The 15,876-nt window shown below is 64.5% G+C and carries 15 protein-coding genes; 6 read left to right on the top strand and 9 right to left on the bottom strand.

What is annotated here, in order from left to right; genetic code table 11:
• Positions 1 to 19 precede the first annotated feature (19 nt).
• Complete coding sequence (locus RQH14_RS10235) at positions 20 to 1,609, bottom strand: PhoH family protein (protein ID WP_396136276.1); 1,590 nt, start codon at positions 1,607 to 1,609, stop codon at positions 20 to 22.
• A 42-nt stretch (positions 1,610 to 1,651) separates the two neighbouring features.
• A complete protein-coding gene (locus RQH14_RS10230) occupies positions 1,652 to 2,458 on the bottom strand; it encodes an isoprenyl transferase (protein WP_311213148.1) in 807 nt (268 codons plus the stop codon).
• 107 nt (positions 2,459 to 2,565) lie between these two features.
• On the opposite strand from RQH14_RS10230, the gene RQH14_RS10225 reads away from it, so the two are divergent.
• Positions 2,566 to 3,207, top strand: coding sequence for a hemolysin III family protein (locus RQH14_RS10225; protein ID WP_311213147.1), 642 nt, complete (start codon positions 2,566 to 2,568; stop codon positions 3,205 to 3,207).
• 16 nt (positions 3,208 to 3,223) lie between these two features.
• On the opposite strand, the gene RQH14_RS10220 is transcribed toward RQH14_RS10225, so the two are convergent.
• From RQH14_RS10220 to mca, 3 genes are all read right to left on the bottom strand, one after another.
• Positions 3,224 to 5,266: a thioredoxin domain-containing protein gene (locus RQH14_RS10220; RefSeq protein ID WP_311213146.1), complete on the bottom strand. Its 2,043-nt coding sequence runs from the start codon at positions 5,264 to 5,266 to the stop codon at positions 3,224 to 3,226.
• Entirely contained in the window at positions 5,244 to 5,600 is a 357-nt protein-coding gene (locus tag RQH14_RS10215) for a hypothetical protein (protein WP_311213145.1), read from the bottom strand. Before RQH14_RS10215 ends, RQH14_RS10220 begins: the two co-directional genes overlap by 23 nt.
• Positions 5,601 to 5,703: 103 nt before the next feature.
• Complete coding sequence (gene mca, locus RQH14_RS10210) at positions 5,704 to 6,609, bottom strand: mycothiol conjugate amidase Mca (RefSeq protein WP_311213144.1); 906 nt, start codon at positions 6,607 to 6,609, stop codon at positions 5,704 to 5,706.
• A 74-nt stretch (positions 6,610 to 6,683) separates the two neighbouring features.
• Here mca and RQH14_RS10205 point away from each other — a divergent pair, with 74 nt between their 5' ends.
• Positions 6,684 to 7,142, top strand: coding sequence for a DUF4307 domain-containing protein (locus RQH14_RS10205; protein ID WP_311213143.1), 459 nt, complete (start codon positions 6,684 to 6,686; stop codon positions 7,140 to 7,142).
• A gap of 152 nt (positions 7,143 to 7,294) precedes the next feature.
• Positions 7,295 to 7,789, top strand: a complete 495-nt coding sequence (greA, locus tag RQH14_RS10200; protein ID WP_024820099.1) for a transcription elongation factor GreA — start codon at positions 7,295 to 7,297, stop codon at positions 7,787 to 7,789.
• Positions 7,790 to 7,948: 159 nt separating this feature from the next.
• On the opposite strand, the gene RQH14_RS10195 is transcribed toward greA, so the two are convergent.
• From RQH14_RS10195 to RQH14_RS10180, 4 genes are all read right to left on the bottom strand, one after another.
• Complete coding sequence (locus RQH14_RS10195) at positions 7,949 to 8,566, bottom strand: rhomboid family intramembrane serine protease (protein WP_311213142.1); 618 nt, start codon at positions 8,564 to 8,566, stop codon at positions 7,949 to 7,951.
• A gap of 14 nt (positions 8,567 to 8,580) precedes the next feature.
• Positions 8,581 to 9,819, bottom strand: coding sequence for a threonine ammonia-lyase (ilvA, locus tag RQH14_RS10190; RefSeq protein WP_311213141.1), 1,239 nt, complete (start codon positions 9,817 to 9,819; stop codon positions 8,581 to 8,583).
• Between the two features lie 3 nt (positions 9,820 to 9,822).
• Positions 9,823 to 11,103, bottom strand: a complete 1,281-nt coding sequence (locus tag RQH14_RS10185; protein WP_311213140.1) for an AI-2E family transporter — start codon at positions 11,101 to 11,103, stop codon at positions 9,823 to 9,825.
• Positions 11,104 to 11,188: 85 nt separating this feature from the next.
• Positions 11,189 to 12,139 carry an aldose 1-epimerase family protein gene (locus RQH14_RS10180; RefSeq protein WP_311213139.1) on the bottom strand — a complete coding sequence of 317 codons (951 nt, stop codon included), beginning with the start codon at positions 12,137 to 12,139 and terminating at the stop codon, positions 11,189 to 11,191.
• Between the two features lie 99 nt (positions 12,140 to 12,238).
• Here RQH14_RS10180 and galT point away from each other — a divergent pair, with 99 nt between their 5' ends.
• The 3 genes from galT to RQH14_RS10165 all read left to right on the top strand — a co-directional run bounded on the left by galT (position 12,239) and on the right by RQH14_RS10165 (position 15,849).
• The gene (gene galT / locus RQH14_RS10175) at positions 12,239 to 13,390 is read left to right on the top strand and encodes a galactose-1-phosphate uridylyltransferase (protein ID WP_311213138.1); all 1,152 of its coding nucleotides are present in this window, start codon (positions 12,239 to 12,241) and stop codon (positions 13,388 to 13,390) included.
• Positions 13,387 to 14,547 (top strand): galactokinase, encoded by a 1,161-nt coding sequence (gene galK / locus RQH14_RS10170; RefSeq protein WP_311213137.1) that lies wholly within the window; start codon positions 13,387 to 13,389, stop codon positions 14,545 to 14,547. Before galT ends, galK begins: the two co-directional genes overlap by 4 nt.
• Before the next feature lie 63 nt (positions 14,548 to 14,610).
• Positions 14,611 to 15,849, top strand: a complete 1,239-nt coding sequence (locus RQH14_RS10165) for an acetyl-CoA C-acetyltransferase (RefSeq protein ID WP_311213136.1) — start codon at positions 14,611 to 14,613, stop codon at positions 15,847 to 15,849.
• Positions 15,850 to 15,876 lie beyond the last annotated feature (27 nt).

Here is a 15,876-nt window from a genome sequence, read left to right as displayed (position 1 = left end):
GGGCACGGCGTCGATGGGGTTAGATTTCAGCCCCTTCGAGCAGCTCCGTCACCAGCGCTGCAATCGGCGACCGCTCCGAACGGGTCAGCGTGATGTGTCCGAACAGCGGGTGGCCCTTGAGCGTCTCGACGACGGCCGCAACACCGTCGTGCCGCCCTACCCGGAGGTTGTCGCGCTGGGCGACGTCGTGGGTGAGGACGATCTTGGAGTTCTGCCCGATACGGCTCATGACAGTGAGGAGGACGTTCTTCTCGAGTGATTGTGCTTCGTCCACGATCACGAAGGCGTCGTGCAAGGAACGTCCGCGGATGTGGGTCAGGGGCAGGACTTCGAGCATGCCCCGGTCCATGACTTCCTCAACGACTTCCTGGCTCACCAAGGCGCCAAGGGTGTCGAACACGGCCTGGGCCCAGGGGTTCATCTTTTCGGACTCGGATCCGGGGAGGTAGCCGAGCTCCTGGCCGCCTACGGCGTACAGGGGGCGGAAGACCACCACTTTGCGGTGCTCACGGCGTTCCAGGACGGCTTCCAGGCCCGCACAGAGGGCCAGCGCGGACTTGCCCGTGCCCGCTCGCCCACCGATGGACACAATGCCGACGGCGGGGTCCATGAGCATGTCAATGGCGAGCCGCTGCTCGGCCGAGCGTCCGTGGAGGCCGAAGACATCGCGGTCGCCCTTGACGAGGCGGACTTGTTTGTCCGCCCCTACCCTGCCCAGCGCGGATCCGCGATTGGAGAGAAGGACCAGTCCGGTGTTGACGGGGAGTTCTGCGGCAGCGGGGATGAACACCGGTTCGTGGCCGTAAAGGGTGGTGATTTCGTCGTCGTTGGCCTCCACCTCAGCCATCCCGGTCCAGCCGGAGTCCTTGACGAGTTCGTTGCGGTACTCGTCGGCTTGAAGTCCCATGGCGGATGCCTTGACGCGCATGGGGAGGTCTTTGGAGACCACGGTAACGTTGTGGCCTTCGTTGGCCAGGTTCTTGGCCACAGCCAGGATGCGGCTGTCGTTGTCGCCTCCACGGAATCCTGCCGGCAGCACCTCGGGGGAAATATGGTTCATTTCCACCCGCAGCATTCCGCCGTCCTTCCCGATGGGAATGGAATGGTCAAGGCCGCCGTGTTCGATCCTCAGATCGTCCAGGAGCCGCAATGCTTTGCGGGCGAAATATCCGAGCTCGGGATCGTGGCGTTTTCCTTCCAGTTCGCTGATGACCACGATGGGGACGATGACTTCGTGTTCAGCGAATCGCAGCAAGGCATGGGGGTCGGACAGCAGGACGGACGTATCGATCACGTAGCTCCGGCCTGTGACGGACTTTTTGGTCCGCGCTGTTTGTGGGACCCTCTTGGCGCGAGAGGTAGCTGCACTTTCCCCGTCGGAAACCATTGCGGGCAGTTGCTCAGAAATAGCCACATCGACTCCAGCCCCGGGCAGTTCGCCCGGCCTAATGGTGAAGCGGCTCGGCCGGAAGGCCGGGCGTGGCCTCCCATGTAACTGGTGCGATGATCCGCTCCATGTACTGGCCTCCCCGATCAGCGGGCGGTTTTGCCTGCTGATGTGATTAACGTAATCCCGGACACATTCATTTCCACAACCCACGCCCGGCAAGTCGCATGTCCGGCTCGCTAATTTTTGATGAACCGGAAAGCCCTAGGCTCCGTAGCGGCGCTGGCGCCCGGCATAATCCCTGAGCGCGCGAAGGAAATCGACCTTACGGAACGCCGGCCAGAGAGCCTCGCAGAAGTAGAACTCGCTGTAAGCGCTTTGCCACATCAGGAAGCCGGAGAGCCTTTGCTCGCCGGACGTGCGGATGACCAGGTCAGGATCAGGCTGGCCGCGGGTGTAGAGGAACCGGGAGATGTCGTCCACCGAAAGTTCATCTGCGACGTCGGTCATTTTCCGCCCCTTGGCGGCGGCGTCGTGCAGGAGTTCCCGTACGGCGTCGACAATTTCGCGGCGGCCGCCGTAGCCCACGGCAACGTTGACGTGGATTTTTTCGTGGACCGGCGTGCGGGCCGTCAGTTTGTTGAGGCGTTCGGCGAGATAGTCAGGCAGGAGCTCGGGAGCACCCATGGCGTGGACAGAGACGTCCGAGTCCTCATCGAGACGGTCCATGGTGTTGGCAATGATGCCCATGAGGAGGTCCAGCTCTTCACCGGAGCGGTTCATGTTGTCTGTGGAAAGCATGTAGAGCGTCACTACTTTGACGCCAAGCTCCTGGCACCAGCCGAGGAATTCGTGGATTTTGTCCGCTCCGGCCTGATGTCCCTGGCTGGTGGGTGCGTTGAACTGGCGTGCCCACCGGCGGTTGCCGTCCACCATGACACCGATGTGCCGCGGGATCTGGTCCTGTTTGAGGGAGCGCAGGAGCTTGCGCTCATAGAAGCCATAGAGGAAACCGGGCAGCTCCACCGGACTCTCACCTGACTTCCTTGCTTGTACGACGACGACGCACATCCTAGGCTACCGTCCCCAGCTGGCGAGCTGGTGCAGCCGGGGGTCAAATTCCCCCCACCCGTTGTTACCGTGCAGTAACTTACCGGAACGTAAGTTATGGTTTAACCATGGCTGAGCTCCTCGAAACCAAGCCCGTCTGGCGCGGGTGGATCCATGCTGTTGCGGCTCCTTTTGCCCTCGCTGCGGGGATCGCCCTGATCACAGTGGCACCTACACCGGACCGCAAAATCACCTCCGCCATCTACGCGTTGACCGGCTTCCTCCTGTTCGGAGTCAGCGCCGTGTACCACCGGGGAAACTGGTCCCCCAAGGTCCGCATGGTCCTGAAGCGGCTGGACCACACGAACATCATGTTGGTCATTGCCGGCAGTTACACCCCGCTGGCCTGGTCCCTGCTGGAACGTTCCGAGGCTGTCACTCTGCTGTGGCTTGTCTGGTCCGGGGCGATCGTGGGAGTGCTCTTCCGGATCCTATGGACGCACGCACCGCGCTGGCTCTACGTTCCCGTCTATATCGCCCTTGGCTGCGGAGCGTTGTTCTACTTGCCGCAGTTCTTCACTGCCAACGCCCCTGCCGCGATCCTGATCTGCGTGGGCGGCGCCCTGTACATCGCAGGCGCGGTGTTCTACGCCACCAAGAAGCCCAACTTCAGCGTCAAGCACTTCGGCTTCCACGAACTCTTCCACGCCTTCACCGTATTGGCCTTCGCGGCCCACTTCATCGCCATCATGATGGCAGTGCTGAGCTAGGCCGACATCGACCGACTCAGTCGCCTGCTCCCATGGCCGCCAAGCGGGCCCGGACAGCAGCTGCGTCCCCCAGCGGCCGTTCGCACACCATGTCCCGGCACAGGTAGACCTGCGGGAAGCCGTCCGGCGTGCCCGCCCGGTGGAGAAGCAGCGGCACGCTGGGATCCCGTGCCGGTACCCCGCCGTCGTCCGCCTGCACGGCGACCACCAGCCCGGGGCTGGGAGACGTCAACAGCGTGCGGTGCAGTTGGCGCTTCAGCGGCGAATCAGGGCCTGCGACGGCGGCCTCCACCGGCCCTGCGAGCGCGGCTTGCGCGGTGGCCAGGAGCCATCCGGCAACGCGCGGTGCACGGATTGCGAGGGCCGGGAGCAGGCCCAGGATGCTGCCTGCCATGAGCCGATGCCCGTGGGATCCGGAATAGGCGGCATAGGACAGGAGAACACCGGCAAGCCCCGCGGCACCGCTGGGCGTGGCGTTGTCGAATGGGTCCAGGCCCACGTGCTGACCCTGGGCGTTGAAGACCTGCGCGGACTCCCCTGTCGAGTCGGCAAGCTGTCCGTTCTCCACGAACCGCGCGCACGCAGCGAGCACCAACTTCTCCGCCAGCAGGTACCAGCGTGTATTGCCCGTCACCGCATAGAGGGCAAGGAAGCCATCAGCGCAGAACGCGTAGTCCTCCAACAGACCGCCAATTCCACGTACGGCCCCCGCCTCGGCGAGTCCGGCTACCGCGAGCCCGTTCCAGCCGGCCACCACCTTCTCATCCCTGGCTGGCTGGTTCCTGAGGTTGCGCGCCGAAAGCAATACGGGCGCCACACGCTCCCAAAGCCGCCGATCGGCGTCGGACAGCTTCCGTGCCGGGTGAAGCGGCGAGCCAAACTCCGAGACTGTCCCTTCAGGTCCAATGTTCATCATGCGCGCCACCTGCACGGCGTCATCGGCGCCCAGGACGTCGGTCAAGGATTCCAGCGTCCACAGATACGTGGCGCCCTCGTGATGAACGCCGTCAAAAACCGTGTCGGCGTCCAGGGAGGAAGCCAAAGCGCCGCCCGGCAGCCTCAGCGACTCCAGCATCCAGTCTGCGCATCGTGACGCCACAGCCGCCGCTTCGTCGGCTGAATAGACCTCGTTGCCACCCAACCGCACCCAGTGCGCATAGACACGGAGCAGTTGGGCATTGTCGTAAAGCATCTTCTCGAAGTGCGGGACGGACCAGTCCGCCGTCACCGAGTAGCGGGCAAATCCGGCGTCGAGCTGGTCGCGCAGGGCCGAGCGCGCCATGCCCGCCAAGGCTCGTCCAGCCATATCCCTGGCGGCGTCAGCGGTATCGGAAAGCACAACCGCGTGCCTGATGAGGAATTCCATAACGGCCGACGGCGGGAACTTGGGCGCGTTGCCGAACCCACCGGCGTCGGGGTCTTCAGAGCGGGCCAGCAGCGCCACGGCATCCGGAAGGAGGGAAGCATCCAGCAACCCGGGTGGGTCGTCGAGCCGCACCGCCGCGGACACGTGCCCATCGGCCATGCTGGCTGCCAGTCCGCGGGCGTTCTGTTCCACTCCATCACGACGCTCCATCCAGGCTTCATGGACGGCCTCGAGGACGTTGCGGAAGGACGGCCTGCCGGGCAGCGGAACGGGCGGGAAATAGGTTCCCACATGAAAGGCGAGTCCGTCAGGCGTGAGGAAGACGGACATCGGCCAGCCGCCCTCACCGCTGATGGCCTGCGTTGCGGCCATGTAGACGGAATCGACGTCCGGGCGCTCCTCCCGGTCCACCTTCACCGGGACGAAGTGGGCATTGAGGTAGCCGGCAGTTTTCGTGTCTTCAAAGGACTCGTGGGCCATGACGTGGCACCAATGGCATGCCGCATAGCCAATGGAAAGGAAAACCGGGACATCACGTTCGGCGGCGATAGCAAAAGCTTCGTCGCCGAACGGGCGCCAGTGCACGGGGTTGTCCGCGTGCTGCCGCAAATTGGCAGAAGGTTCCGAGCCCAGGGTGTTGCTGGCCCAGGGCGAACCGCTACCGGAGGATTCAGCGGGTCCGGGGACCGGCATCGTCGTTCTCATCCGAGGCGCGGCCGACAGACGATGCGCCAGGCGCTCCGAGAATGCCGTCGTCGGCCTGATTGCCGGCCTCCGCAACCTGGTCCTCCGCAGCCGGGCCTTCCTCGGCCGCCATGCGTGCTTCCTCCACCTGTGCCCGGTACCGGACGCGTCGGATGCGTCGAACCATGTCCACGATGAGGAACGTGGTCAGGATGACGATGAAGGCCGTGAGGACAAAGCCCCACGTACCGGGCGTCACCTGGTCCTCGGACAGGCCGGGCCGCAGCGTGCCCGAGGGGTTGGGCGACGGAGTGACGGTCAGGGCGAGAATCAAGTGGTGCACGTTCAAACCTTCTATGGGAGCTGATGCATGCCGACAGGCAGCGTAGCCGGAAGCTGGTTGGCCTGGCGGCAATTTCTACGGGCGATAGAAACTGCCGGAGTGTCTATCTTATCCCCGCGAACAGGTCCTTCTCCGGCAGCTCGGACGGGACGGTGGACTTGATGAGGGTGTAGTCCTCCCACGGCCACGCAGTGCGCTGCAGATCCGGCGATACTGCGAAGAAGAACCCGAGAGGATCGATCTGCGTCCGGTGCGCCCGGAGAGCGTCGTCGCGCGCCTCGAAGAAATCGCCGCAGTCCACCTGGGTGGTGGTCTGGTGTCCCGGGGGAACGGGAGTATGCCCCTCGGCATCGGCTTCCAGCCACGCGGCCAGTCGCTCGGCGTAGGGAGACTGCAATCCGGCCTCTTCCAGCGCAAAGTGCAGCGCGCGGAAACGTTCCGGACTGAAGGCACGGTCGTAGTAAAGCTTGCTCGGGGCCCACGGCTCCCCCATGCCCGGATAGCGGTCCGGGTCGCCGGCCGCATCAAAGGCTTCCACCGCCACCTTGTGGGCCATGATGTGGTCCGGGTGCGGGTAGCCCCCGTTTTCGTCGTAGCTCAGAATCACGTGTGGCTTGAAACTGCGGACCAGCCGGACCAGGGGCGCCGTGGCCCGTTCCAGGGGCTGGAGCGCGAAGCATTCCGGCGGCAGCGGCGGCAGCGGATCCCCCTCCGGAAGGCCCGAATCCACAAAACCGAGCCACCGTTGCTGGATTCCCAGGACGGCAGCGGCGTTGGCCATCTCCAGACGCCGGGCACCGGCCATATCCCTTTTGGGGTGGGGTGCGTCTTCCATGGCGGGGTTCTGGATGTCACCGCGTGAGCCATCAGTGCACGTAGCGACCATCACGTCCACTCCCGCGGCGGCGTACATTGCCATGGTTGCCGCGCCCTTGCTGGACTCATCATCCGGGTGGGCGTGGACGGCGAGCAGCCGCAGCTGCTGGTCGGAACTGCTGGACGCTGTCACGTGACGGCTCCTCTTTCGTGGATCAAGCTGTGTGGGCGGTGATGGGGCGCCGGGATCGGCACTAAACTGGACGGGTGACTTCAGAGGACCTATCGGCCACCCAAGTACCGGCAAGCACCAGCCTAGCCAATCGCTACGGCGGTCAAAAGCGCGCCATGACCCGCAAAACCAAGCGGAACATCGTCATCGGTGCCCTGGTCATCGGGATTGGGTTCGCCGCCTATGTGGCCACCGGTTCCGCGCAAGCCCCTGTCACCTTCAAGGACATTGGGTACAGCACCGTGGACGGAACCCAGGCGGAGGTGGACTACCAGGTCACTAAATATCCCGGAGCCACGGCCCAATGCGCCATTAAAGCGCTGGATTCCAAGTTCGCGGTAGTGGGCTGGAAGGTCGTGGAAATCGGTCCGAACGATCCCCAGGACGACCCCGACGGCGGCAGCACTACCGTTCAGCGCACGGTCCTGCGTACCGAGTCACCGGCTGTTTCAGGAGTGGTGGACAACTGCTGGATCACGGACAGCGGTAAATAACATTCATGTGACCCATGCCTCAACCGGTTTGGGTTCGTCCAAAGGATTTACTACAATGGATGAAACCTTCACCCCGTTAAGTTGGTTACTGAGTTCCACTAGTGGCCACCTCGGCGGGGTCTTTTGCATTGTCAGATCTAGAGGAGAAATCCGTGTCTACCACCAATAGCGCCACTGCGGCTTGGCTCACCCAGGAAGCTTTCGACCGCTTGCAGGCTGAGCTGGACCACCTTTCCGGCGCTGGCCGGGCGGAAATCGTCCAGAAGATCGAAGCTGCCCGCCAGGAAGGCGACCTGAAGGAAAACGGCGGCTACCACGCAGCCAAGGAAGAGCAGGGCAAGATCGAGGCCCGCATCCGCCAGCTCACAGCCCTGCTTCGCGACGCCCATGTTGGCGAGGCCCCTGCCGATGACGGAATCGTCGAGCCCGGCATGCTGGTCGTTGCCCGCATCGCCGGTGACGAAGAGACGTTCCTGCTGGGCTCCCGCGAAATCGCCGGGGACTCCGACCTGGACGTCTTCAGCGAGAAGTCTCCCCTGGGTGCTGCCATCATCGGCCACAAGGAAGGCGACAGCCTGAGCTACGTCGCCCCCAACGGCAAGGAAATTCCGGTGGAGATCGTCTCCGCCAAGCCTTACGTCGCCTGATCAGCGGCTCACCGGCCCGAAACACACGACGCCGGCCCACCCCTTAGCGGGGCGGGCCGGCGTTTTTCGTGCGGGCACCCAGGCGCGCATTCACCCAACTAGGGGACAGCACATGCTCCAATGAGCACTCAATAGAGCAGGTGCTGTCCCTCAGTTGGGTCAGAGGGCGGCGGGCGTGGACTTGGGACGTAACAGGACGGCTGCGATGATGCCGCCAATAGCTCCGCCGAGGTGCGCCTGCCAGGATACGTAACCCATCACCGTGGGCAGCACGCCAAAGAGAATGCTGCCGTAGGCCATGAACAGCACCACAGAGAGCAGGATCTGCCACCAGTTCCGGTTGAAGAAACCGCGGACCAGCAAGAACGCGAAGAATCCGAACACCAGTCCGGACGCTCCCACCGTCACCCCTCCCCCGCCGATCAGCCACACAGCAAGCCCGGAGCCCAGCCAGCTGAAGGCCAGCGCGGTGATAAAGACACGGAGGCCGGACAGGAACACCAGGAAGCCGAAGATGATCAGAGGCAGAGTGTTGGAGAGCAGGTGGTTGAAGTTCGCGTGCAACAGCGGGAACGTCAGGATGTCCAGCACACCGTCCATGGAACGGGAGCGCAGGCCAAAGGTGGAGTTCAGGCCGTGGCGCATCAGCGTGTTGAGAATCTCGATGACATAGAGCAGGACGACGAAGCCGCCCATGAAGAGCAGGCCACCCTTCGCCCGGCCGGCCAGCGACTCCCGGTCCGCTTCTTTGGATCCTTCAGGCGTTCCCAGCACCATGGGTGCTCCTCCCGTCAGTGCACCACGATCGGCTGGAAGCCCTCGGCCCGCAGTGCGCCGAGAACCTGCTCCCCATGTTCGTGGCCTTTGGTTTCCAGGTTGATGGTGATGGAGACGTCGCCCATGCTGATGGAACCACCCAAGCGGGTGTGATCCAGCCCGGTGACGTTGGCGTCGTTTTCGGCGATGATCCGCGCGATCGTGGCCAAGGAGCCGGGGCGGTCATCCAGCATCATGCGGACGGTCATGAACCGCCCTGCGGCCGACAGGCCGCGCTGGATGACTTTGAGCATGAGCATGGGATCGATGTTGCCACCCGAAAGCACGACGGCGGTGTTCCCCGGGTTTTCGATCTTGCCATCCATCAGCGCGGCTACTCCGACGGCACCGGCAGGCTCGACCACCATCTTGGCCCGCTCCAGGAGGAAGATCAGCGCCCGCGCCAGGGAGTCTTCACTGACAGTGACAACATCGTCCACCAGTTCGCGGATGATGCTGAAAGGCAGCTGCCCCGGACGGCCCACGGCGATGCCGTCAGCCATGGTGGTGACCTTCTTGAGCGGTACCAGTGCGTCAGCGGCCAGCGACGGCGGGTAGGCGGCGGCATTTTCCGCCTGGACGCCGATCACCCGGATCTCACGGCCGAGCTCCTTGGCCCTGGCCTTGATGGCCACTGCCACTCCGGCCAGGAGTCCACCGCCGCCGACGCCCATGAGAATGGTGTCCACGTTGGGGATCTGGTCCAGGATCTCCAGTCCGATGGTTCCCTGGCCTGCAACGACGTCCACATTGTCAAAGGGGTGGACGAACACAGCGCCGGTCTCGTCGGCGTAGCGCTGCGCTTCGGCGAGTGCTTCGTCCACGTTGTGGCCGTGGAGGATGACTTCCGCGCCGTGGCTGCGGGTAGCTGCCAGCTTGGGAAGGGCCACACCGAGGGGCATGTAGATGCGGGCGTTGATGCCCAGGCTCTTTGCGGCCACCGCCACGCCCTGGGCATGGTTGCCTGCGGAGGCGGCCACCACGCCGCGCTTCTTTTCTTCCTCCGTCAGCCGGGCCATGCGGACGTAGGCGCCGCGGACTTTGAAGGACCCTGCACGCTGCAGATTCTCACACTTGAAAAAGACGTTGCCGCCCACGAGGCTGCCAAGAGCACGGGACGACTCCACCGGAGTCTTGGTAATAATGCCCTCGAGCAGCTCCTGCGCCTTGAGGACATCGTCCAGCGTGACGGGCAGGGTTTCGAGGGTATTCACTGACTATTCTCCTTTAGTGGTGTCGGCGGCAGGGTCCTCAGCAGAGGGGCGTCCTGCGGCCTTGTTCTTGCCTGCGATGCCTCTTCCGAGGCGGGATTCGGGCTTGGGGAGGTGAACCTCCTTGAAATTGGCGTCTCCGCCCGGCCCCGCAGAAGCGGTAGCCGGTTGAAGCTCCAAACCGCCCAATCCTTCATCATGTTCCCACGTCCGCCCGGCAATGTACCGAACCGCCGTATTTACTACGGCGAGCAACGGGACCGCGAACAGCGCTCCGGGGATGCCTGCGAGGTAGGAGCCTGCTGCCACCGAGAGGATCACGGCTACGGGGTGCAGCGACACGGCCTTGCCCATCACCAGCGGCTGCAGGATGTGGCTTTCGAGCTGCTGGACCAGCAGGACGATTGCCAGCATGATGAGGGCGTTGATGGGCCCGTTGGCTACGAGCGCAAGAAGCACCGCAATGGCTCCCGTAACAAGGGCACCCACTACCGGGATGAACGAGCCGATGAACACCAGGACCGCCAAGGGAAGTGCCAGGGGAACCTGGATGATGGCAGCGCCCACACCGATGCCCACAGCATCCACGAACGCCACGAACATCTGGATGCGCACGTAGCTGACCATGGACGTCCACCCACGACGCCCGGCGCCGTCAGTGGCCTTTCGCGCGGTCTTGGGCAGGAGACGGACCAGGAAGGCCCAAATGCGGCTGCCCTCGAGCAGGAAGAAGATGAGGATGAAGAGTGCCAGGACGAGTCCCGCGGCAAAGTGTCCGGCGGTGCTGCCAAAGGACAAGGCGCCACTGAGGATGCTGCTGCTGTTGTTTTGCAGCGCGTTGGCACCATCGGCAATGTACTGGTCTATCTGGTCTGCCGTCAGGTGGAGGGGACCATCTGCCAGCCACGTCTGGATCTGTTGGATGCCGGCCAAAGCCTCCTGCCAGAGCTCGCCGAAGCCGGAGGCAAGCTGCCGTCCCACCAGGGCGAGGGCGCCGGCGATGACGCCGATGAAGGCCACCACGGTGATGGCGACGGCAGCCCCGTTAGGCACCTTGCGGCCGCGGAGCCAGGCCACCACCGGATACAGCAGGCCGGCCAGAAGGGCAGCCACCATGACCGGGATGATGAGGAAGCTGACCTTGCCCAGGAGCCAGACCAGGGCACCGATCATGAGCAGGATCAGCCCTGCCCGCCACGACCAGGCAGCAGCAATTCGCACCCCGTAGGGGATGTCTTCGGCAATTTGGCGGTCAGAGCGGGATTTGGCGTCCGGTGTTGGCGTCATGAACCCATAATTCCGTAGGCCACGCCGTATGGGAAACCGGCCCGCGCAGCCGGCAGCAAACGATGAGGCAGCACGTACCAAATGCCTAGAGGGATGCGGTAACACCCCAGCTCATGGTGAACGCCTCGCCGGGGACCAGCCATCGCAGGCCGTCACCGCTGTTGAAGGCGTTGGCAGGGCCCGTCATGGGCTCAATGGCCACTGCTTTGGAGCGGCCGGGGAAGGTATCTGTGACAAAAACGTGGACGTACGGAGACAGCTCGTCCTGTTCGAGACTGACGCTGCGGCCATCAGGCGCTGTCAGCGTATGGCGGGCCACGCCGCCGTCGTACGCCAGGTCGGTCAAGGCGACATCAATCAACAGGTCATTCACCGCAGTGCCGGCGGAAAGATCGTACAGGCCGTCAGCCGCAGCTGTGCTGCGGGGAATCAGCCGCTCATCGGCCACCAGCCGGGTACGGGCGTGCACCGTCAGGACCAGGTCCTCGGTAGCGACGTCGCCCAGGCGCAGGTAGGGGTGCGCCCCGAGCACAAAGGGCGCCCTGTCCTCGGAATCGTTAACCAAGGTCTGTCGGACGCGGAGGTCCAGTGCCTCGTCCAGCTCATAGCGGACCAGGTGCCGGACCAGGAAAGGGTAGCCGTGCTGCGGGAAGACGCTGGCTTCGAGCGTCACGCTGAACTCTGATTCGTCCACCAGGGTGTAAGCGGCGTTCCGCAGCAACCCGTGGCTGGCGTTGTTGCGGGAGACCTCGGTGATATCGAGTTGCTGCTTCTTGCCCTCGAGGTACCAGACCCCGTCCTCCACGCGGTTGGCCCATGGCGCCAGGGTGATGCCCGTGGCGCCCGGGGGGATCTGGTGGTCATCGTAGCTTTCCGTCAGTTGCACGCCGCCACGGGAGTAGAGGCGCAGCCCGGCAGCAAGTTCGGTGATGACGGCGAGCGCATCGCCCCTGCGAAGCTCGAACTGCCTGCCCGTGGCGAAGCGGCGGGATTCGGACGTGAGCGGGTTATCGGCGGGTGAAGGCGAGGCAGACATGGCAATACCGTACTTCATTCCGAAATCCGGAGCTCAACGTCAAATGTTAGCTTTTGTTAGAAACTATGCGTTTTTGGTCACTTGTGGAATAATAAACCCATGAGTCGCATCACCAGCACCCGCCTTGCGGACAGCCGCGAGCTGATCTACTTCGACGACCCCGGCACTCCGGAGCGAACACCGGAATCACTGGTGGACCACCGCGAGCTTCCAGCCCGTGGCGAGCCCGGCGAAGTCCGGTACGACGCCCTGTCGGGTGACTGGGTCGCCGTCGCTGCGCACCGCCAGGCCCGCACGCATCTGCCGCCTGCGGACCAGTGCCCTATCTGCCCCACTACGGCGGCGAACCCCTCGGAAATCCCGGCATCGGATTACGACGTTGTGGTGTTCGAGAACCGCTTCCCCTCCCTGGGCCCTGCCCTGGGTGACATTCCCCCGCTGCCCGCACCGGGCGCCAGTGGCCACGGGACCACCGGGCCGGCATTCGGCCGATGCGAAGTAGTCGCCTTCACCCCGCAGCACACCGGCTCCTTCGCAGAACTCGGCGAGACCCGCGCACGCACGGTCATTGAGGCGTGGGCGCAGCGGACCGAAGCGCTCAGTGCCTTGCCGGGCATCCAGCAGGTCTTCCCGTTCGAGAACCGCGGCGCGGACATCGGCGTCACCCTGCATCACCCGCATGGACAGATATACGCGTACCCGTACGTCACGCCGCGCGCCGCCCAGCTCGGTGCTGTCGCCCGGAAGTACTACGACGACGTCGACGGGAAGGAAACGCTGGCGGCGTCGCTCCTCAAGGCTGAACGCCAAGACGGCAGCCGCATGGTGCTGGAGGCCGAACACTTCAGCGCCTACGTCCCCTTCGCCGCGCGCTGGCCCCTGGAAATCCACCTGGTCCCCCACCGCAGTGTCCCGGACCTCGCAGCGCTCACGGGTGCAGAACGCGATGAACTTTCGCACGTCTACCTTGACCTGCTCAAGCGCCTCGACTCCCTCTACCCAACCCCCATGCCGTATATCTCCGCATGGCACCAGGCACCGCTGGAGCCGTCCCTGCGGCCTGCGGGCCAGCTCCACCTGCAGTTGACGTCGCCCCGTCGCGCAGCCGATAAGCTCAAGTACTTGGCCGGCTCGGAGGCCGCGATGGGAGCGTTCATTAACGACACCACCCCCGAAGCCGTGGCGGAGCGTCTCCGCAACGTTGCCGCAGCACCGGCATCCCCCAAGACCCTGGAAGGCACCCGAGCATGACCACCACTACCGATACCAGCGTCCTCGCCGCCCGCTTCCAGGAAACGTTCGGAGCAGCCCCCGACGGCGTGTGGCAGGCACCGGGACGCGTCAACCTGATCGGCGAGCATACCGACTACAACGAGGGCTTCGTGCTGCCCTTCGCCATCGACAAGACAGCAAAAGTGGCCTTGCGCGTCCGCGACGACTCAAGGGTGCGCATGCTGTCCACGTTCGGCGGTCACGGACTGGTGGAGGCCGACCTTTCAGAGCTGGAGCCGGGCTCGGGCGAAGGCTGGTCCCGCTACCCGCTGGGTGTCGCCTGGGCCCTCACGGAGCGTGGAATCACGGTGCCCGGGTTCGACCTCCTGCTCGACTCTGACGTTCCGTCTGGCGCCGGCCTTTCTTCCTCCCACGCTATTGAGTGCGCCGTCATCAGCGCCCTGAATGAGCTGACCGGAGCCGGACTCGCCGCCGAGGACCTTGTACTGGCCACCCAGCGGGCCGAAAACGTGTACGTTGGCGCACCCACCGGAATCATGGACCAATCGGCGTCCCTGCGTGGCGCCAAGGGACAGGCTGTCTTCCTGGACTGCCGCGACCAGCACGTGGACCTGGTCCCGTTCGACGCCGAAGCCTCCGGCCTGGTCCTGTTGGTCATCGACACCAAGGTCTCGCACTCACATGCCGACGGCGGTTACGCATCCCGACGCGCGTCCTGCGAGTTGGGTGCCGAGATCCTGGGCGTCAAAGCACTGCGCGACGTCGGTGTGGAACGTTTGGAGGAAGCCTCCGGACTGCTGGATGAGACCACCATGAAGCGCGTGCGCCACGTGGTTACCGAGAACGACCGCGTGCTGCAAACCGTGGACGCTCTCGGCAGCCAAGGACCCGCCAGCATTGGTCCCCTGTTGGATGCGAGCCACGTTTCCATGCGCGACGACTTTGAGATCTCCTGCCCTGAACTGGATCTCGCCGTGGACACCTCGCGCGCCAACGGCGCCATCGGTGCCCGCATGACCGGCGGCGGGTTCGGTGGCTCGGCCATCGCGCTGACACCGGTGGGCCAGGAGCAGCAGGTGCGCGACGCCGTCGTGCGTTCCTTCGCTGAGGCCGGTTACACCGCGCCGGACATCTTCACGGTGACTCCGGCGGCAGGCGCCCGCCGTTTGGCCTGACACTTCGGTGTTTTTCCAGTAACCGCCCGGCGCTGGTGCAGGCGCCGGGCGTAAGCTGTGGCCATGACTGAGGCTGTCATTGTTTCCACTGCCAGAAGCCCCATTGGCCGCGCCTTCAAAGGTGCCCTGAGGGACGAGCGCCCCGATGATCTCGCCACCGCCATGGTGCAGGCCGCCCTCGCTAAAATTCCGGCGTTTGAGCCAGGCGCCGAGGATGGTCGGGGGCTGGACGACCTCCTTCTGGGCTGCGCCGAACCCAGCGGGGAAGCCGGCTCCAACATGGCACGCGTGGTGGCCGTCCTGGCCGGAATGGACCGGGTACCGGCAGCCACCATCAACCGCTTCTGCGCATCAAGTCTGCAGACGCTGCGGATGGCCTTCCACGCCATTAAAGCCGGGGAAGCCAACGCGATCGTTTCCGCCGGGGTGGAGAGCGTATCCCGCTACCAGAACTGGGCAGGTGCCGGCGAAACGGACACCGCCAACCACAACCCTCTTTTCGAGTCGGCGGCCCAACGCACGGCGTCCCGCGCCGCATCCAATATCCCGTGGACTGATCCCCGATTGGGAGGCCGTTTGCCGGACATCTACATCTCCATGGGCCAGACAGCAGAGAACGTTGCCACCAGCCATGGCATCAGCAGGGCCGAGCAGGATGAGTGGGGCGTCCTGAGCCAGAACCGCGCCGAGGCGGCCATCTCCTCCGGCTTCTACTCCCGCGACATCACCCCCTACACCCGCAAAGACGGCACCGTGGTGAATCGGGACGATTCTCCGCGGGCGGGAGTGACCCTTGAAGCAGTGTCCGCCCTGCAGCCCGTCTTCCGTTCCAATGGGACGGTCACCGCCGGAAACGCGTGCCCCCTCAACGACGGCGCCGCAGCCGTGGTGGTCATGAGCGATACCCGGGCCCGCGAGCTTGGCCTGCAACCACTGGCCAGGGTGGTGTCCACCGGAGTGAGCGCCCTCTCCCCAGAGCTCATGGGCATGGGCCCCGTTGAGTCCACCCGGCGGGCCCTGGCACTGGCCGGGCTGACCATGGACGACATTGATCTTGTGGAGCTTAACGAAGCCTTCGCCGTGCAGGTGGTGGCAAGTGCACGTGAGCTGGGCATCGACCCTGCCAAGCTCAACGTCCACGGTGGCGCCATCGCCTTGGGACACCCCTTTGGCATGACCGGTGCACGGATGACCAGTACGCTCCTGAACGGGCTCAAGGAGCGCGACGGAACCCTGGGGCTTGCCACGCTGTGCGTTGGTGGCGGGCAGGGAATGGCCGTGGTTTTCGAGCGCCTGAGCTGACCGCGAGGGGTTGGCTGACCGCGAGGG

The organism is Arthrobacter sp. WCS2018Hpa-7 (genome assembly GCF_031843805.1).
Taxonomy (GTDB): Bacteria; Actinomycetota; Actinomycetes; order Actinomycetales; family Micrococcaceae; genus Arthrobacter.
Note: the sequence above shows the minus strand (reverse complement) of the source record. Positions and strands in the feature narration are given on the sequence as shown.

Coding starts and splice junctions, on each gene's coding strand:
- RQH14_RS10230 (WP_311213148.1), bottom strand. CDS start 2,458: ATGTGCGTCGTCGTCGTACAAGCAAGGAAGTCAGGTGAGAGTCCGGTG.
- RQH14_RS10225 (WP_311213147.1), top strand. CDS start 2,566: ATGGCTGAGCTCCTCGAAACCAAGCCCGTCTGGCGCGGGTGGATCCAT.
- RQH14_RS10220 (WP_311213146.1), bottom strand. CDS start 5,266: ATGCCGGTCCCCGGACCCGCTGAATCCTCCGGTAGCGGTTCGCCCTGG.
- RQH14_RS10195 (WP_311213142.1), bottom strand. CDS start 8,566: ATGGTGCTGGGAACGCCTGAAGGATCCAAAGAAGCGGACCGGGAGTCG.
- RQH14_RS10185 (WP_311213140.1), bottom strand. CDS start 11,103: ATGACGCCAACACCGGACGCCAAATCCCGCTCTGACCGCCAAATTGCC.
- RQH14_RS10180 (WP_311213139.1), bottom strand. CDS start 12,139: ATGTCTGCCTCGCCTTCACCCGCCGATAACCCGCTCACGTCCGAATCC.
- galT (WP_311213138.1), top strand. CDS start 12,239: ATGAGTCGCATCACCAGCACCCGCCTTGCGGACAGCCGCGAGCTGATC.
- galK (WP_311213137.1), top strand. CDS start 13,387: ATGACCACCACTACCGATACCAGCGTCCTCGCCGCCCGCTTCCAGGAA.
- RQH14_RS10165 (WP_311213136.1), top strand. CDS start 14,611: ATGACTGAGGCTGTCATTGTTTCCACTGCCAGAAGCCCCATTGGCCGC.